Below are 18,914 nucleotides of genomic sequence, written 5' to 3' on the forward strand. Positions count from 1 at the left end.
GATGCGCACTCATGGACGGGCATGGCGGGTGACCCTCGCGGTCGTGGCGGCCGCGACGGGCGCCGCCGTCCTCCCCGCGGCCCACGCGGCCGGCGCCACCCCCTCGGGCACCACCGGGATCAGGACCGACTTCAACGGCGACGGCTACGAGGATCTCGCGGTGGCCGCGCCCGACGCGACCGTGGACGGGAAGACCGGCGCCGGGTACGTCGCCGTCGTGTACGGCTCGGCGACCGGGCTGAAGCCCGCGTCGAGGCTGGTCCTCAGCCAGAACACGCCCGGCGTCCCCGACTCCGCCGAGACGGCCGACCACTTCGGCAGTGCGGTGAGCGGCGCCGACCTCGACGGCGACGGCTACACCGACCTCGTCGTCGGCGTCACCGGGGAGGACTCGGTCGAGGGCGGCGCGGAGACCGGCCTCGTGCAGGTCGTGTGGGGCGGCGCGAACGGGCTGTCCGGCGGGGCGGCGCTGGCGTACGGGAAGGACACGTACGACCGGCTCAGCGGCCGGGGCAAGCTCGCCGTCGGCGATGTGAACGGCGACGGGAAGGCCGACCTCGTCGTCGTGCAGGGCAGCGCCGATCTGCGGGTGGTCCGGGGGCCGTTCGGCCGGGACGGGGCCGCGCGGGGCGGCGAGGAGACCGTGCGGGACGACTCCGACGCCCGGTTCCTGGACCTCGCGACCGGTGATGTGAACGGCGACGGCGTGGACGACGTCGTCGGCACCCTGAACCAGGGCGACGAGTACGACGCCCGGCACATCGTCTACTGGCGGGGCACGCGCGACGGCCTCGCCGAGGGCACCGTCCCGCGCGACGCGCGGGGATGGCGGCTGCAGGGCGGTGAGTTCGCCGACGTCGGCGACGTGAACGGCGACGGGTTCGAGGACATCGTCGTGGGCCGTTCCGTCGACGGGTACGACAGCGACCTCGACACCCCGATCCCACTGGGCGGCCGGGTCGCGTTCGTCCCCGGCTCCGCGACCGGCCCGGTCGGCACCCAGGCGATGTACGTCAACCAGGACAGTGCCGGGGTTCCGGGTGCCGCCGAGCGGGGCGACGGCTTCGGCACCGACGTGACGGTGGCCGACGTGAACGGCGACGGCTACGCCGACGTCTCCGTGGGCGTGCCCGGCGAGGACTTCGACGGGCTGAGCAACGCCGGCGGCACCGTGGTCCTGCGCGGCGGCCGGGCCGGTCTGACCGGGGCCGGCGCCCAGGGCGTCAACCAGGACACCGCCTCGGTGCCGGGCGTGGCGGAGACGAACGACGTGTTCGGCGGCGCCACGCACCTCGTCGACGGCAACGGTGACGGACGCGCCGAACTCGTCGTCGGGGCGCCCGGCGAGAACGAGAACGCCGGGTCGGTGTGGCTGTTCCCCTCGTCGTCCGCCGGGATCGGCGCGACGGGCTCGTCCACCTTCGGCGCCGGAACCCTCGGCACGGTCGCGACGAAGGCGAGGCTCGGCGCCAACTTCGAGGACTGACCCCGGCGGCCCCGGCCGCCGACCGCGCGACCGGACCCCGTCGCGGCGCCCCCGCACCGGCGCACCCCACAGACGCGCCGGAGCACACCGCCGAGCCGTGACGGGTCCTCTGATGTCTCCCCATTTGTCATGCACGCGAAGCTCGCCGTTCAGCGCCGGGTCCGCCCGGGAGCGCGAGCATCCGAAGTGTCCACGAGGCAAGCCAGGCAGGGGAGTTCACCGATGACCGGGATATCCGGATCCACGTCGTTCGACCGGCGCCGAGTGCTCACCGCGGGTGCCGCGGTGCTCGGCGCGGCGGCCACCGCGCAGCTGTGGCTGCCGGCGGCCGCCCGTGCCACCGAAGAACCGCTGCCGGACGGGGTGTTCAGCCTCGGCGTCGCCTCGGGCGACCCGCTGCCCGACGGTGTCGTGCTGTGGACGCGGCTGGCCCCCGACCCGCTGCACGGCGGCGGGATGCCCGGCCGGACCGTCCCCGTCGACTGGGAGATCGCCGACGACGAGCGGTTCCGCAAGCCCGTGCGCCGGGGCACCGCCCAGGCCCGGCCCGAGCTGGGCCACAGCGTCCATGTCGACGTCCGCGGGCTGCGCCCCGGCCGGACGTACTGGTACCGCTTCCGCGCCGGCGGCCAGCTCTCGCCCGCCGGCCGCACCCGCACCGCGCCGCACCCCGCGAGCTCCGGCGGCCTGCTGCGCCTGGCCCTGGCCTCCTGCCAGAACTGGCAGCACGGCTACTTCACGCCGTACGCCGACATGCTGGCCCAGGACCCGGACGTCGTCCTGTTCGCCGGCGACTACATCTACGAGTCGACCCCGTCGTCCACCGGAGTGCGGCGGCACGAGGGGAGCGGTGAGCCGTACACCCTCGACCAGTACCGCAACCGGTACGCCCAGTACCGCACCGACCCCGACCTCGCGGCGATGCACGCGGCCGCGCCCTGGATCGTCACCTTCGACGACCACGAGATCGACAACGACTTCGCCGGCGAGATCCCGCAGGACCCGGACAAGCAGCCGCACGACGCCTTCGTGGCCCGGCTGACGGCGGGCTACCAGGCGTACTACGAGCACATGCCGGTCCGCGCGAGCGCCGTCCCCGACGGCCCGCACATCCGGATGCACCGCCGCCTGGAGTTCGGCCGCCTCGCGCGGCTCAACGTGCTGGACACCCGCCAGTACCGCAGCGACCAGGCCACCACGCAGGAGGGCGCCCAGGACCCCGCGCGCACCATGCTCGGCGCCGGGCAGAAGCGGTGGCTGCTCGACGGGCTGCGCCACTCGCCGGCCCGCTGGAACCTGATCGGCTCGCAGATCATGATGGCGGAGACCGACCTGAAGGCCGGCGAGGGCAAGCTCTGGTACTACGACGCCTGGGACGGCTACCAGGCCGAGCGCAACGCGCTTCTGGAGGAGCTGCGGCACGTCCGCAACCCGGTCGTGCTCACCGGCGACCGGCACTTCACGATGGTCAGCGATCTGAAGCGGGACTTCGCCGACCCCGAGTCCGACGTCGTCGGCGCCGAGTTCGTCGGCACGTCCGTCTCCAGCAACGGCGACCAGGACCAGGACGCCTTCCACCGGGAGTGGGACCCCAGGGTGCCGGACAACCCGCACTGGAAGCTGATCGACGCCCACCGCGGCTACCACCTCCTCGACATCCGCCGCGACGGCATCGACGCGCGCGTGCGGATCGTGGACACGGTCCGCACGCCGACGGCGACCGCGAGCACGCTGGCCCGGCTGCGGGTCGAGGCGGGCAGACCCGGCGTCGAGGTGGTGTGACCCAGATAACACCCGGCCGTGGCCCCGGAGTCCGGCGTCTCCGGGGTCACCGCACCGTGACCCGATCGCTGCGAAATCTCCATTCGGAATTCCCGATTGCGGACCGGCGGTGAATTGTGCGGCCCGGGTGCCGGCTGGGACGGGGCATTCCGTACGGATGTGAAGATACGCACCCACACCGTGGCGGTCGCGCGGTACACCGCGGCCGCCACGTCGCGTACGGTTCGGGGGACATCGTCCAGGGATCCCGTGGGAACGCCCGGACACCATGGCCCGAAGCCCCCGCGCCACGGCCGCGGTGAGCCTGTGCCGTTACTCACAGCAATTCCAGGGACCTTCGGAGTGCCTCTCGGCAAGGACCATGGGTACAAGGTGAATGACAGGTTGCGCGCACATATGCGGCCGAGGACGCTCACCTTGCACTGCGGTAACCCCAAGTGGGACCATTTCGAAGTTCCCAGTCGCCACAAGGTAGGTCACCTGTGTCCCAGCACATAGCCAAGCCCCGTACCACCGCAGTGATCCTGGCCGGTGGAACCGGTCAGCGCGTGGGTCTGTCGATCCCCAAGCAGCTGCTGAAGATCGCCGGCAAGGCCGTCATCGAGCACACCCTGACCACCTTCGAGAAGGCCGACTCGATCGACGACATCATCGTGCTGATGGCACCCGGATACGTCCCGGACATCGAGAAGATCGTCACCAAGGCCGGGTTCACGAAGGTCAAGAAGATCATCGAGGGCGGCGCCACCCGCAACGAGACGACCGAGCGCGCCATCGAGGCCCTCGGCGAGGGCCTGGCCGAGGGCGAGGACCTCAACGTCCTCTTCCACGACGCCGTGCGCCCCCTGCTCTCGCAGCGCGTCATCGACGACTGCGTCACCGCGCTGGACCGCTTCCAGGCCGTCGACGTCGCCATCCCGTCCGCGGACACCATCATCGTCACGCGCACCCACGGTGAGGACGGCGAGTTCATCACCGAGATCCCGGACCGCTCCCGCCTGCGCCGCGGCCAGACCCCGCAGGCCTTCAAGCTGTCCACGATCAAGCGCGCCTACGAGGTGGCCTCCGGCGACCCCAACTTCCAGGCCACGGACGACTGCTCCGTCGTGCTCAAGTACCTGCCGGACGTGCCGATCCACGTCGTCGCGGGTGACGAGTACAACATGAAGGTCACCCAGCCCGTCGACGTCTTCATCGCCGACAAGCTCTTCCAGCTCGCCTCCACCGCCGCCCCCGAGCAGGTGGACGAGGCGGCGTACCGCGAACTGCTCACCGGCAAGACGATCGTCGTCTTCGGCGGCTCCTACGGCATCGGCAAGGACATCGCCGAGCTCGCCGAGTCCTACGGCGCCCACGTCTACGCCCTGGGCCGCTCCACCACCGGCACCCACGTGGAGAACCCGGAGGAGGTCGACGACGCGCTGTCCAAGGCGTACGGCGAGACCGGCCGGATCGACTACGTCGTCAACACCGCCGGTGTGCTGCGCATAGGCAAGCTCGCCGAGACCGACAACGCCACCATCGAGGAGGCGCTGAAGGTCAACTACCTGGCTCCCGTGCAGATCGCGCGCTCCTCGTACAAGTACCTGTCCGAGACCAAGGGCCAGTTGCTCCTCTACACCTCCAGCAGCTACACCCGCGGCCGCGCCGAGTACAGCCTCTACTCCTCGACCAAGGCCGCCATGGTGAACCTCACCCAGGCGCTGAGCGACGAGTGGGCCGGCGACGGCATCCGCGTGAACTGCATCAACCCCGAGCGGACCGCCACCCCGATGCGCACCAAGGCCTTCGGCCAGGAGCCCGCGGGTTCGCTGCTCTCCTCCGAGGCCGTGGCCCGCACCTCGCTCGACGTCCTGCTCTCCGAGCTGACCGGACACGTCATCGACGTCCGCCAGCAGGACCCGACCGCGGCGGCCGGCAAGGCGTCCGGCTTCGAGCAGGCACTGGCCAGTGTCCTGGACCGCCAGGACGGCGTGGCATAATCACTCATCAATAGCCTTATGGAATTCAGGCCTCTGCGATTCTTTGTTCACAAAGAATTCACAGGGGCCTGAGTCCTTCCCTCTTCAGACCGGCCCCTCTCCCTGAGCAGGTTCTCCGTGATATCCACCGCTATTCGCGTCGCCCGGGTGGGCAGTGCGGCCGAGCTGGCCGCGGCGGTCCTCATGATGCTGGGATTCCCGGCACTCATGCTGGCCGCGCTCGTCCCGAGCATTCCCGCCTTCGCGGCGGCGGCCGCCGTGACGTACCTGGCGGACCACTATCTGCACCGCAAGGGCAGCTACCTGGTCAACCGCCTCAGCAAGGTCCGGGCCGGTCTGTCGATCCGCTTCCTGATCAGGGAGCTGCTGCTGCTCCTGCTGCTCGCCCGCCTCAGCCTGGCGGACAACCTGGTCTACTACGGCGCGGTCGCCTGCTTCATCGCCTTCTACGGCCTCCAGGCCCCGCACGGCGCGCTGGTCACCCTGATCCGCAACCGGCGCCGGATGCCGGTCGCCACCCGCAACGTCGACCTCGCCTCGCGCATCCGCATCCCGGACGCCCCGCCGCGCCGGCTGCTGCACCGCTCCGCCGAGAAGATGCTGCACCTCGACCTCGCGGCCGTCGTCGGCATCATCGTCTCCGCCTGGCTGGAGCACTCCGCCATCGGCTTCGTCGGCATCGGCGTCACGGTGGGCCTCGGCCTGCTCTACGTCCTCGCGCTCATGCCGTACGTGCGCGGCCGGAAGGTCCCGCCGAAGGCCGAGCTGGTCCTGGCCGCCGTGGACGACTGGCTGCGCGCCTACCGGCCCGAGACGGTGCTGTACTTCTCCGGCTCCAAGGACTCCGCGTACCAGGTCAACATGTGGCTGGAGACCATGGAGCAGCTGGACTCCAAGCCGCTGATCATCCTGCGCGAGCGCGCCATCCTGGCGAACCTGGCCCCCACCACGGTCCCCGTCGTCTGCGTGCCCGGCGGTGTGCACCTGATGAACCTCGACCTGAGCACCGTGCGGGTCGCCCTGTACGCCGCGAACGTCGGCAAGAACATCCACCTGCTGCGCGTGCCCACCATGAAGCACGTCTTCATCGGCCACGGCGACAGCGACAAGCTGGCCAGCGTCAACCCGTTCAGCAAGGCGTACGACGAGGTGTGGACCGCCGGCCGCGCGGGCCGCGACCGCTACGCCATAGCCGACGTGGGCGTCCGCGACGAGGACATAGTGGAGGTCGGCCGCCCGCAGCTCGCCCCCATCCAGACCTGGCAGGGCGTCCCCGAGGGCCGTATCCCGACCGTGCTGTACGCCCCCACCTGGGAGGGCTGGGACGGCAACCCCGGCAACACCTCGATCGTGCTCGCCGGCGAGACCATCGTCCGCAAGCTCGTCGCCGCCGACCCGCCGGTCCGCGTGCTGTACAAGCCGCACCCCTTCACCGGCACCGTCAACAAGGAGGCCGGCGCCGCGCACCAGCGGATCACCGCCCTGGTCGAGAAGGCCGCCGCCGAGCGCGCGGCCGACCCGCGCTTCCCCGCCGACGCGGCCGCGCAGGCCGCCGCCAAGGCCGAGCTGACCCGGATCGAGGCGCGGCTGGCCGAGCTGTCCGGCAAGGCCGGCACCAGCGGCGACGAGGCCGAGGCCACCCGCGACGGACTGCTCGACCCGGCCCGCCACGAGGAGGTCGCCCGGCTGCGCGCCGAGTGGAACGACGCCTACTGGCGCTCCTTCCCGGCCCACGAGCACCGCGTGATCACGGGCGCCGAGCCACGCCTGTACGACTGCTTCAACGTCTCCGACGCGATGGTCTCCGACATCTCCAGCGTCGTCTCCGACTTCATCGCCAGCGGCAAGCCGTACGCCGTCACGGACTCCGCCGAGCTGGGCGTGGAGGAGTTCAAGCGGCAGAACACGGCCGTGCGCGCCGCGACGATCCTGTCGAACCGGGCGGAGCCGCTGGGCGAGCTGCTGGACGCGGTCCGCGACCCGTCCGCCGACCCGCTGGCCGCCGACCGCACCGAGCTGAAGCGCTACCTGCTGGGCCCGGACGAGCCGACGTCCATCGAGCAGTTCAACGCGGCCGTGGCGGACCTCGGCATCAAGGCCGAGACCCGCAACGTGGGCCAGGAGTCGCGCACGGCGGCCGTACCCGCACAGCGGGTCGCGGCGGCCGGGGACGATGTGACGGCCTAGCCGGCGCGGAAACGCGGAAACGCGGCGCGGCCCCCGAGGAAATCATTCCTCGGGGGCCGCGCCTTTTCTTTTGAACTTCTTACTTTTCCCGTCGGCTGATTTCCCGATCCGCCTTCGGGTTGTGATCTGACTCACCAAAACCCGCCCCGGAGGCAACCTGTCGCATCGACCGCCCGTCTAGTAGGTAGCGAATGAGGCGATACGGGGGAAATATGCCATTGACGAGGGGGAAACGTGCCGCAGCCTGATGTGTCAGTGATCATCGGGGCGTACGAAGCGATGCCGTATCTGGTCGAGTGCCTCGCGTCGGTCGAGGCACAGACCATCGACCAGGGGCGCATCGAGGTCATCACCGTCGACGACGGTTCGACGGACGGTACGGGGGAGTACCTGGAGGAGTTCGCGGCCCGGTCGGCCATGCCGGTGACCGTGATCAGGCAGGAGAACTCGGGAGGCCCGAGCGGCCCGCGCAACGTCGGCCTGGGGAAGGCCACCGGACGCTATGTGTTCTTCCTGGACGCCGACGACCGGCTCGGTCCCGAGGCGCTGGAACGCATGGTCGCGATGGCCGACCGCAACGGCACCGACGTGGTGCTCGGCCGGATCGAGGGCGTCAACCGCGGTGCGCCCAAGTCGATGTGGGGCCGGACGCTCGATCGTACCGACGTCTTCTCGTCCAACATCCGGTACACCCTGAGCGCCCAGAAGCTGTTCCGCCGCGAGCTGCTGACCCGGCACGGCATGCGCTTCGACGAGTCGCTGTGGACCGGCGAGGACGCACTGTTCACCATGGAGGCGTACCTGCGGGCGGACGGGGTCTCCGTGATCGCCGACTACACCTGCTACTACCTGGTGGGCCGCGACGACGGCAAGCACGTGACGAAGAGCGGCGGTTACGAGCTGCGCTTCGACTCGGCGCGCGCCCTGATGCACCTGATAGCCGAGCACGTACCGGCGGGCGAGCACCGCGACCTGCTCATGACCCGCCCCTTAGTGGTCACCCTGCTCCCGCAGTTCGGGCCCCGGTTCGCCAAGGACAGTGAGAAGGTCCGCCGGCGCAAACTCGAACTGGCGAAGCCCCTCATGGACGCCTACTGGACCCCCGGCATCGCCCGCCGGCTCAAGGTCGAGGAGAGGCTGCGGCTGCACCTCGTGGCCGAGCAACAGCCCGAACTCCTGGTGCCCGTGGCGAAGTTCCTCAAGGACAAGGAGCAGCCGGCGGCCCTCCTGGAACGCGGCGGCCGCCGCCTCTACCTCGCCTACCCGCACTTCCGCGACGCCGCGGCCGGCATCCCCGACTCCGTGTACCTCGCGGAACCGCGCGAGGCCCGCGCCTACCCCGGATACCGGGAGGGCGGCGCGGGCTCGCTGCTGAGGAGAGCGGCGCGCAAGGCGCGGCGGATGCTGAGATCCGCCGCCGCTACGGGTGGGCGCGCTGCGGCGGTGTAGCGGACCGCCGCTGGTCGGGGATCTCGGTGGGAGCCTCCGCCGCCGTCCGCTCCGTCATCCGCGCCCGGTGCGCCAGGGCGGCCGAACACAGCTCCTGGACCGCCCGGTTGAAGCGCTCCTGCGCCGCAGGCTCGTCCGGTCCCAGCAGGTGCCGCTTCAACTCGGCGCGCTCCTGGACCAGTTCGTCCTTGCCGGGGTGGCGCACCGCGTCGAGCAGGGCGGGCACCCCGGCCGCGTCCGGGCTGAGCACGGTCGCCGCCCGCACGGTCGGGAAGGTCTTGCGGAACACGTCCTCCGCCAGTCCGCTGGTGTTGGCCACCGCGTACGGCTTCCCGCTGACCAGGAACTCGCTGATCACACTCGACACATCGCTGATCAGCAGGTCCGCCTGATTGAAGCAGGAGTACAGGGTGGGCCGGGCGTCGAGGACGATCTGGTGCTCGCCCTCGGGCAGTGACGCCCAGTACGCCTCCTCCCAGGCGGCCGTGGCCCGCGCCACCGCCTCCGCCCGCCCCGGCTCCGGCGCCGACTGGACCAGCATCCGCTCGACCTGGTCGGCGCCGGGCCGCCCGGCGAGCGTGGTCAGCCGGTCCAGCTCCCCGGTCAGCGCGGCGAGTTCACCGGTGTCGCGGGTGCGGGGCACGGCGCGCTCACGGTTCGCCGCCCGGATCAGGTCACGGATGCGCTGGTCGGCCGCCCCGGCCCGCGGGTCCACCGAACCGGTGAGCGGATGCGGCTTGTACAGCACCCGCACCGCGGGGTCGGCGAGCAGCGCCCGCACCACGTTCTCGCCCGCCTCGATCACCGAGGTGTTGGCCGGGTTGCCGTCCCAGCCCTCCCAGGTCGGCGCGTACAGGACGGTCGTCCACGGCCCGGCGGGCGGCCCCTGGTACGGCAGGACGCCGTCCAGCTGCGGGCGGCCGATCTCCACGACGTCCTTGTCCTCGACGCCGACCTCGGCGTACGCGTACCGTTCACGCGCCGCCGGACCGGCCACCCACACCTCGTCGTACGCCTTCGCGTACGGGTTGCACGACGACAGCTTGTCGCTCTCCCCGTGGTTGACGAAGGTGTGCTTCAGCGTGGGGATGCGCAGGACCTGCGAGGTCTTCCCGGAGTTCGAGGGGTGGATGAGGACCTGGAGCGACGACTCCTCCAGGCGCATCAGCGTGGACACCTTCGGCAGGCACAGGATCGGGACGTCGGTCGGCGCGATCTTCTGCACCATGAACCGCTCGCGCAACACGATCAGGGGCCGCCCCTCCAGCTTCGCGAGCGGCTCGAGCCACATGTTCGCCTGGTAGGCCGAGGACGCGCCGCCGGAGAAGTACAGCCCCGCCGTCGGCCGGTACTCCGCCAGCCAGGCGTCCAGCCACTCCAGCGCCGCCCGCTCACCGACCGGGCGGCGGCTCGGCAGCAGCCGCAGCAGCAGGTCGGCCAGGCCCAGGACGGCCAGCCCCAGGGACAGGGCGACACCGAGGGCCGCGCACCGGGGGTCGCCGGTGGCCGCAGTGACGAGCAGGCCCACCGTGGCGGGCAGCCCGAACAGCAGGAGCCGGGGGCCGGGGCGGCGCAGCAGCAGTGGAGGCGCGGGGGACAGGCGCAGCGCCGAGGCGTCGATGTTGCGGGTGACGACCGGCAGCGTGCGAGTGCGGCGGACCAGGACGGACACGGCCTGGATCGCGCAGTGCAGGGCGTAGAAGGCGAGCAGGCCCCCGACGAGCGGGGTGTACAGCGGCTCCTGCTGCTCGCCGAGCCGCAGCAGGGCCACGACGAGCAGCAGGTCCCGCAGGACGTGCCGCACGGTGATGTCCGCGTGCGACTTGGCGAACGCCGTCAGCACGACCCGCTGCCAGCGCAGCAGCACGCCCTCGACGGCCAGGGAGACCGCCGTCGCGGCGAGCAGCAGCGGGACGTGCGGGCGCAGCGCCGCGCCGGCCTGGACGCAGAAGGCGGCGGCCAGCAGGGCCGTGACGAGTGCTCCCGCCGGGACGCGGGACAGGGGTGCGGGCAACGCGGTCACTCCAAGGTCGGCGCGGGACGTCGTGCGTCCGGTTCAACGCTCGGTGGCCCGGAGACGACACGCTCGCGTCGCCGGACGCCTGGAGTGACCGTGGTGCCGCGGGGTGCCTACCGCTGCAGCGCCCGGCGGATGGGGGCGCCGACCACTCGCCGCGCCCGCCGGTAGACCGACTTGGGGAGCGCGCCGCCGCCGGGCGTGGCCCGGTCCAGGTCGCGCCGCAACCGCTCGTTGTCCTTGGCGAGTTCACCGACCCGGCGCTGCAGGAAGGCGAACCGGCCCGCCATCGACGCGAGGTCGAACTCGTTCCAGGGGCGGATGCCCGCCGGGAAGGTGAGCGACCGCATCCGCTCGTCGAAGGCGGCGCCGCCGTCGCCGTGGGTGAAGGTGTTCTCCAGGCCGTTGCGGTCCAGGAACGCCGTGAACCGCTCGAAGCGCTCGTGGTGCCCGCTCATCAGCGGGCCGAAGTCGGCCTGCTCGTACAGCGACGCCGGGTCGAGGTCCTCGGGCAGCTTGTCGATCCGGTGGTGCGGTATGCCGAAGTACCGGCACAGCTCCAGCGTCCGCGAGTCCCCGCACAGCACGGTCGCCGGGGTGCCGGCGAGCAGCGCGGCGATGTTGCCGTGGATGCGGGAGCCGAAGGAGAAGTCGAAGCCGCGCAGGTCGTCGATCCAGGTGACCGGGTCGATGTAGACGCGGACCTTGTCCTCCCGGTACATCGGGTGCTCGGGATGCGTCGGCATCGCCGTGACCCGCCCGTTCGGGTCGGACAGGTCCCGCCAGTACAGCTGCCGGGCGTCGCTGAGGTTCTGCCCGATGAAGCGCAGGTGCGGATAGCGGGCGTGCGCCCGGTTCAGCACCGTGTCCAGGCCCTGCGACTTCACGGCGCTGTGCGAGCCGTTGACGGCGATCCGGGAGCCGGGGCCGAGGGCCGGCTCCTTCTTGGTGACCGTGAGTTCCTTGCCGTACAGGAACAGCGACGGGCAGCCGATGACCTCGACGTCCCGGAAGCCGAGGCCGTTGAGGTACTTCTCGGTGAACTCGCCGCGCACGCCGATCGAGGCGCTGCGGTCCAGCACGGCGGAGACGAACGCGCGCACGGCCGGCTCGATGCCCTTCAGCCGTGCCGCGTTGTAGCCGAGCCCGGCCTGCGCCCCGACGCCGACCACGACCACGGGGATGCGCAGCTTCTCGACCAGCCGCGTCAGCCGCTTGAGCTGCGGCTCGAACGACGGTCGGAACGCGTTCGCCAGTGGAATGACGAAGGCGTCGAACTCCTCGTTGATCCTGCCCGCCGCCGAGACGTCCGTGCGGATGCCGTTGGAGACGACCTCCGTGCGCGGGGTCTCGAGGATCTTGTGGGTGGCGTCGCTGAAGATCAGGTTGCCGGAGTTGGTGGCGATGACGTCCTGTTCGAGCGCCTCCTCGACGGAGACGACGTCGTACGGACTCTTGCCCGAACGGAGGAGAAGGCGCCGTGTGCTGCGATGATCCTGGGGAGCTTGTGACACGACGTCACCCTAGATTTGCCGCAACTTTGATTTCCATAGGCAACCGACGCAACCTTTTCCCCGTACGCGGGTCGTGAGCAAGCGGTTACCCCCGGCCCTGTCCGGGAGCTGGAATGCCCGCGCGCCGCACGATCCCCTTCGCGTAGATTGCCGGAAGGGGAAACGGCGGACACGAGGGAAAAGAGCAGAGGTGGCAGGGGCAAGGCAGGGCGTGCGCGAGGCCCGCAGGATCGTCGTCAAGGTGGGCTCGTCGTCGCTGACCACCGCGTCCGGCGGCCTGGACGCCGACCGGGTGGACGCGCTGGTGGACGTCCTCGCCAAGAGCCGCAGCGGCGGGGAGCGGGAGATCGTCCTCGTCTCCTCCGGCGCCATCGCCGCCGGTCTCGCCCCGCTGGGGCTGCGCCGCCGCCCCCGTGACCTGGCCCGGCAGCAGGCCGCCGCCAGCGTCGGCCAGGGCCTGCTCGTCGCCCGCTACACCGCCTCGTTCGCGCGCTACGGCGTCCGCGTCGGGCAGGTGCTGCTCACCAGCGACGACATGAGCCGCCGCGCCCACCACCGCAACGCCTCGCGCACCCTCGACAAGCTGCTGGCGATGGGCGCCTTCCCGATCGTCAACGAGAACGACACCGTCGCCACGGACGAGATCCGCTTCGGCGACAACGACCGGCTCGCCGCTCTCGTCGCCCATCTCGTCCACGCCGACCTGCTGGTGCTCCTGTCCGACGTGGACGGCGTGTACGACGGAGACCCCAGCAGGCCCGGGACCTCGCGGATAGCGGAGGTGCACGGCCCGCAGGACCTCGCCGACGTCGAGATCGGCAGCGCGGGCAAGGCCGGCGTCGGCACCGGCGGCATGGTCACCAAGGTCGAGGCGGCCCGCATCGCCGCCGCCGCCGGCATCCCCGTCGTCCTCACCAGCGCGGTCCACGCCGCCGAGGCGCTCTCCGGCGGCGACACCGGCACGTACTTCCACGCCACCGGCAAGCGCTCCGCCGACCGTCTGCTCTGGCTCCAGCACGCCTCCACCCCGCAGGGCTCGCTGACCCTGGACGACGGCGCGGTCCGCGCGGTCGTCGAGCGCCGCACGTCGCTGCTGCCGGCCGGAATCGCCGCCGTGGAGGGGGAGTTCAGCGCGGGCGACCCGGTCGAGCTGCGCGACCGCACCGGGCGCGCCGTCGCCCGCGGCCTCGTCAACTTCGACGCCAAGGAGATCCCCCAGCTGCTCGGCCGCTCCACTCGCGAACTGGCACGGGAACTGGGCGCCGAGTACGAGCGGGAGGTCGTCCACCGCGACGACCTGGTGCTGCTGACGTCCTAGGAGGGCCGTGTTCCGTCTGTTGGCCGTCCCGCACGCCCCGCCGCCGCGCCGGACGGCCGAAAACAGGGGGAACACCCCGTTGCGAACGTCGTCATGAGGTGGACGTTCCGCAAAACCGCCCCGCGGGCCCTTGCGGCCTGCTCAACTTTGTCTCACGGACACATTCCGCCGACCGTCCGGTCGGTCACTGCGTGAAGGAGGCCGTCGTGAGACGAGTGCGCCCTGGAACGGCGCCCCGCAGTGCCGGTGGGGCCTCGTCCCGCGCGGCCGGTGAGGAGCGCGCCTTGACGAGCGTCGCGGCCGGCGACCGGTTCGAGCGGCCCGAGGAACTGCCCCGCCTGTGGCACGTCACCCTCAGCGTCTCCGGTACGGAGGCCCCGCTGAAGGACGTCCGCCGCTCGCTCGAACAGCTGGCCCACGACCACCCCTTTCTGCTGACCAGCCGGTACGCGAACGACCACGCGGAGATCCGCTACTGGGAGGAGGCCCGCGACCTGCACGACGCGGCCGCCGTCGCCCTGCGCCTGTGGGGCGAGCACCGCCAGAGCGCGGGCCTGCCGCCGTGGGAGATCGTGGGTCTCGAGGTCATCGACCGGGAGACGTACCACCAGCGCATCGCCGAGGGGTACGGGCCGCTGCCGGCCACACCGGTGGGCGTCCACCCGTTCTGACCGCCGCCCGGCCCGCGGACGCGTCCCGCGGGCCCGTCTCGCGGTGCGGAATACGCGCGGGAACCGCGCGGCGGGCGCACTACCCTTTCTTGTATGACCTCGCTCTCCCCGTACGACGCCATGACCCCGGTCACCCAGGCCGCCTATCGCGCCAAGGCCGCCGCGGCCGACCTGGCCCCCCTGCCGCGGGCCGAGAAGGACGACGCGCTGCTGGCCATCGCGGACGCCCTGGAGGTCCGCACCAGCGAGATCGTCGAGGCGAACGCCAAGGACATCGCCAAGGCCCGCGAGGCCGGCACCAGTGAGTCGATCGTCGACCGGCTCACCCTCACCCCCGAGCGGGTCCGGGCCATCGCCTCCGACGTGCGGGACGTCGTCGCGCTGCCCGACCCGGTCGGCGAGGTCGTCCGCGGCTCGACCCTGCCCAACGGCATCGACCTGCGCCAGGTCCGCGTCCCGCTGGGTGTCGTCGGGATCATCTACGAGGCCCGCCCGAACGTCACCGTGGACGCCGCCGCCCTCTGCCTCAAGTCCGGCAACGCCGTGCTGCTGCGCGGCTCGGCCTCCGCGTACGAGTCGAACTCCGCGCTGGTCCGGGTGATCCGGGACGCCGTCGGCGGCGCCGGGCTGCCCGCCGACGCCGTGCAGCTGGTGCCGGGCGAGAGCCGGGAGAGCGTGCGCGAGCTGATGCGGGCCCGCGGCCTGGTCGACGTGCTGATCCCGCGCGGCGGTGCCTCACTGATCCAGACGGTCGTCGCCGAATCCACCGTCCCGGTGATCGAGACCGGTACCGGCAACTGCCACGTCTACGTCGACGCCCACGCCGACCTCGACATGGCCATCGACATCCTGATCAACTCCAAGGCCCAGCGCGTCAGTGTCTGCAACGCCGCCGAGACCCTCCTCGTCCACCAGGACATCGCACCCGAGTTCCTGCCGCGCGCCCTGGACGCCCTCGCGGAGGCCGGGGTGACCGTGCACGCCGACGACAGGGTGATGGCGTACGCCAAGGACTCCAAGGCCACCGTCGTCGAGGCGACCGCGGAGGACTGGGAGACCGAGTACCTCTCCTACGACATCGCCGCAGCGGTCGTGGACTCGCTGGAGCGGGCGGTCGAGCACATCCGCCTGTGGACCTCCGGCCACACCGAGGCCATCGTCACCACCTCGCAGCAGGCCGCCCGCCGCTTCACCCAGCTGGTGGACTCCACCACGGTCGCGGTGAACGCCTCCACCCGGTTCACCGACGGCGGTCAGTTCGGCTTCGGCGCGGAGATCGGCATCTCCACCCAGAAGCTGCACGCACGCGGTCCGATGGGACTGCCCGAGCTGACCAGCACGAAGTACATCGTCACAGGTGACGGGCACATCCGACGCTGATCCGGGGCCCTCTCCCACCCGGCCGCCGGGCGCCCGCGAAGATCCTCGGGGGCGCCCGGCGCACAGCCGGGGCATATGCGTCCGACACGCGCCCCCGCACGCATCCGCGCCCCGGGAAGGCGTCTCAGCAGGCGGATGAATTTCCATACCGTCTGCCCAAAATGACCCCCCAGGTCTACGCTGGATCCGTGCCGGAGGACGTGGGGGGCACGCCGTTCCCTGACGGCTGGGAGCCCGACGACGACCACGACCACGGGGTGCCGGACGAAGAGTTCGCCTCCGTGGTCTTCGACGAGGCCTTCGTACGCGCGGCCGTGGTGCACGAGCCCACCGCCGTGGAGCGCCTCCTGGCCGCCGCGCAGGCGAGAGCCGAGGCCTCCGAGGCGGAGGCCCGCAGGGCGCTGGGCCGCGGCGACCGCTTCGACAAGGCCTACGGCGAGCTCACCGGCTTCGGCCACGCCCCTGACTTCGACGACCTGGACGACCGCGACCGCCTCGAGGACGGCTACGGCGGCTCCGGGGCGTTCGGCAAGCAGGTCCGCTGGCATCGCCCGGTCGCCTGGGTCCTCGCCGTCGTGATGGGCGTCGGCATGGTCGCGCTGGCCTTCGCCGCCGTCTACCGGGGCGCTTCCTCCAGCAGCGGCGACCAGGCGCCGGTCCCGGCCACCACCGGACTGGAGCAGGGCGGCGGACCGGTGCCCTCGGCCTCCGCCGACTACTCCCGGCCGACCGTCTCGGCGATCCCGCGCACCCCCTGACGGAAGGGGCTCGGACCCCGGACGAAGGGGGGACCGCCCCCTTTCGGCCGACCGGCCGAATCCGATGAGTACCTGTCAGAAGTTGTCCTGTGGGCGGGCGTTTACCCGGGCTCCGCGCGACCTACCCTGAAGATATGGGAGGGTCAGGAGACCCACCTGAGGGGACACCCGAAGGCGGCCCCGGAGGTGGCGAGGACGAATACCGGTCCGTCGTCTTCGACGAATCGTTCGTGCGGGCTGCCCGCCTCCAGGAGTTCTCCGCCCAGGAGCGCATCACCGACCACGCACCCGCCGTCCGCCGCCTCCCGCCGCTGCGCAAGGGACTGTCCCGGCAGGCCCTGATCCTCGTCCTGCTGATGGCCGTCGCCTTCGGCACCGCGATCTACATGGGCGTACGGCATCCCTACCAGGCCCCGGACGGCTCCGGGCCGCCCGCCGAGCCGCTGCGCATGACCGTCATCCCGCTCTCCCCTCGCGGCGAGGTGCCCGGAGCGGACGACACCGACCTGCTGTACGCGCGCAGCCCCGCCGCGCAGTTCCGCATCGGCGCCGAGGGCATCCCGCTGCCGGCCGCCCGGCGCACCGCGCACTTCTCGGACAGCCAGGTCACGGGCGCGCTGACGATCGCCAAGGACTACATCGTGCGGTCCGCCCTCTACCCCGAGGTGCTGACCGGCGACCAGACCCGCCCGGTGCGGATGCTCCTCGACCCCGACCAGCTCGACCAGTTCGACCGGAGCTTCAGCCACCCCGCCCCGGACGGCCGGCACGCGCCGACCGGATGGCTGGTGCGCTTCGACCCCACCCAGGCGGAGCTCGCCGACCGCGGCATCCGGGTGCAGGGCACCCTCCAGGCGGCCGAGACCGACGCCGCCACGCTGGAGGTCACCGCCGACCACACCTTCGTCTACGCCCTGCGCCCCGTGCGCGAGGCCACCGGCGGACGGAAGGCCGACGCCTCGCTGTTCACCCTGCGGCGGGAGCTGCACTTCCGGTTCGACCGCGAGGACCTGCGGCTGCACCAGGCCCAGCTGGTCGTCTCCTACGTCCAGGCCGGACCGCTGTCCTGCGCCGAGGACTCCGTGAACCGGCTGCACCCGCTCCTGGCCGGCCAGACCGCCAAGGAGGGCGGACCGGCCGGGACCGACCCCTACGCCACCGGCGGGGCGACGGCCCTGTGCGGCTCGCTGGCGCCGGGGTCCCAGCCGAAGGTCTGAGCCGTACGCCTCAGGCGGTGCCGCCCGCGGCGCCCTCCCCGTCCTCGCGCGCGTCCCCGTCCTCGCGCGCCGGCCCGTCCTTCGGCGCCGGACCCGAGCCGGTGAAGCCGCCGAAGCCCCTGCGGACCCGGCCGCCCAGGTCGCCCGCGCCGCCGGCGATGTCCGAGACCAGCTTCATCAGCGGGTCCTTGGACGACTTCACATGGCCGGCGTAGTGGGACGCCGAATCACGGAAGGAGTCCGTCACCGACGTGTCCTTGTCCTCGGAGCGGCGCGGGTAGTGGCCGTCCATGATCCGCTGGAAGTCGCGGGACTCCGCCCACCGCTTCAGCTCGGCCGCGCGGACCGTGGTGAAGGGGTGCGAGCGGGGCAGGACGTTCAGGATCTTCAGGACCGAGTCGCGCAGGTCGCCGCCCGCCTCGTACTCCTCGGCCTGCTTCAGGAAGGCGTCCACGTTCATCTCGTGCAGATGGTGGCCGCCCGCGAGCTTCATCAGGCCGCGCATGGACGCCTGAAGGTCCTGGCCGACGAGCAGGCCGGCCCGGTCGGCGGAGAGCTCGGACTTGCGGAACCACTCCCGCAGCGCCGTCACGATCGCCATGATCGCCAGGTTGCCCAGGGGGATCCAGGCGACCCGGACCGCGAGGCTGGTCAGGAACAGCAGGATCGTGCGGTACACCGAGTGGCCGGAGAGCGCGTGGCCCACCTCGTGGCCCACGACGGCCCGCATCTCCTCCTCGTCGAGCAGCTCCAGCAGCCCGGTCGTGACCACGATGATCGGCTCGTCCAGGCCGATGCACATCGCGTTGGGCACCGGGTCCTGGTTGACGTACATCGGGGGGACCTTCTCCAGGTCCAGGATGTAGCAGGCGTCCCGCAGCATGTCGTTCAGGTGCGCGAACTGCTCGTCGGAGACCCGGACCGAGTCCGACAGGAACAGCAGCCGCAGACTGCGCTCGGGCAGCAGGCCGCTGAGCGCCTTGAAGACCGTGTCGAAGCCGGTGAGCTTGCGCAGGGCCACCAGGGCGGAGCGGTCCGCGGGGTGCTCGTACGCCCGCGAGGAGATCCCCGGGAAACGCGTGCGCCGCCTGCTCGGCACCTGCTCCCGCCCGCTGTGCTCGTGGCCGTCGGACATGTCTTTCCCCCATGTGCG

13 protein-coding genes are annotated in these 18,914 nt (G+C 71.7%); 10 read left to right on the forward strand and 3 right to left on the reverse strand.

The window, feature by feature from the left end:
• Position 1: 1 nt before the first annotated feature.
• The 5 genes from ADL34_RS32725 (at position 2) to ADL34_RS32745 (ending at position 8,886) form a co-directional block, all read left to right on the forward strand.
• Complete coding sequence (locus ADL34_RS32725; protein ID WP_062669941.1) at positions 2–1,486, forward strand: FG-GAP-like repeat-containing protein; 1,485 nt, start codon at positions 2–4, stop codon at positions 1,484–1,486.
• A gap of 222 nt (positions 1,487–1,708) precedes the next feature.
• Positions 1,709–3,268, forward strand: coding sequence for an alkaline phosphatase D family protein (locus ADL34_RS32730; protein WP_199835668.1), 1,560 nt, complete (start codon positions 1,709–1,711; stop codon positions 3,266–3,268).
• Positions 3,269–3,750: 482 nt separating this feature from the next.
• Complete coding sequence (locus ADL34_RS32735; protein ID WP_062669943.1) at positions 3,751–5,250, forward strand: bifunctional cytidylyltransferase/SDR family oxidoreductase; 1,500 nt, start codon at positions 3,751–3,753, stop codon at positions 5,248–5,250.
• Between the two features lie 147 nt (positions 5,251–5,397).
• Positions 5,398–7,437 carry a hypothetical protein gene (locus ADL34_RS32740; protein ID WP_062669945.1) on the forward strand — a complete coding sequence of 680 codons (2,040 nt, stop codon included), beginning with the start codon at positions 5,398–5,400 and terminating at the stop codon, positions 7,435–7,437.
• 234 nt (positions 7,438–7,671) lie between these two features.
• Complete coding sequence (locus tag ADL34_RS32745; protein WP_400090311.1) at positions 7,672–8,886, forward strand: glycosyltransferase family 2 protein; 1,215 nt, start codon at positions 7,672–7,674, stop codon at positions 8,884–8,886.
• On the opposite strand, the gene ADL34_RS32750 is transcribed toward ADL34_RS32745, so the two are convergent.
• Positions 8,858–10,900 carry a hypothetical protein gene (locus ADL34_RS32750; RefSeq protein ID WP_062669983.1) on the reverse strand — a complete coding sequence of 681 codons (2,043 nt, stop codon included), beginning with the start codon at positions 10,898–10,900 and terminating at the stop codon, positions 8,858–8,860. The two genes, ADL34_RS32745 and ADL34_RS32750, sit on opposite strands and share 29 nt — an antisense overlap.
• A 116-nt stretch (positions 10,901–11,016) precedes the next feature.
• Positions 11,017–12,417, reverse strand: coding sequence for a polysaccharide pyruvyl transferase family protein (locus ADL34_RS32755; protein ID WP_062669947.1), 1,401 nt, complete (start codon positions 12,415–12,417; stop codon positions 11,017–11,019).
• 211 nt (positions 12,418–12,628) lie between these two features.
• On the opposite strand from ADL34_RS32755, the gene proB reads away from it, so the two are divergent.
• The 5 genes from proB to ADL34_RS32780 all read left to right on the forward strand — a co-directional run bounded on the left by proB (position 12,629) and on the right by ADL34_RS32780 (position 17,761).
• A complete protein-coding gene (gene proB / locus ADL34_RS32760) occupies positions 12,629–13,735 on the forward strand; it encodes a glutamate 5-kinase (RefSeq protein WP_062669949.1) in 1,107 nt (368 codons plus the stop codon).
• A gap of 215 nt (positions 13,736–13,950) precedes the next feature.
• On the forward strand, positions 13,951–14,406 hold the full coding sequence (locus ADL34_RS32765) for a hypothetical protein (protein ID WP_062669951.1): 456 nt from the start codon (positions 13,951–13,953) through the stop codon (positions 14,404–14,406).
• A 93-nt stretch (positions 14,407–14,499) separates the two neighbouring features.
• Complete coding sequence (locus tag ADL34_RS32770) at positions 14,500–15,786, forward strand: glutamate-5-semialdehyde dehydrogenase (protein ID WP_062669952.1); 1,287 nt, start codon at positions 14,500–14,502, stop codon at positions 15,784–15,786.
• 161 nt (positions 15,787–15,947) lie between these two features.
• Complete coding sequence (locus tag ADL34_RS32775; RefSeq protein ID WP_062669954.1) at positions 15,948–16,544, forward strand: hypothetical protein; 597 nt, start codon at positions 15,948–15,950, stop codon at positions 16,542–16,544.
• 134 nt (positions 16,545–16,678) lie between these two features.
• Entirely contained in the window at positions 16,679–17,761 is a 1,083-nt protein-coding gene (locus tag ADL34_RS32780; protein WP_062669956.1) for a hypothetical protein, read from the forward strand.
• Between the two features lie 10 nt (positions 17,762–17,771).
• On the opposite strand, the gene ADL34_RS32785 is transcribed toward ADL34_RS32780, so the two are convergent.
• Entirely contained in the window at positions 17,772–18,896 is a 1,125-nt protein-coding gene (locus tag ADL34_RS32785) for a M48 family metallopeptidase (protein ID WP_062669958.1), read from the reverse strand.
• Positions 18,897–18,914 lie beyond the last annotated feature (18 nt).

The sequence above is a fragment of the Streptomyces sp. NRRL WC-3605 genome (assembly GCF_001509795.1).
GTDB lineage: Bacteria > Actinomycetota > Actinomycetes > Streptomycetales > Streptomycetaceae > Streptomyces > Streptomyces viridochromogenes.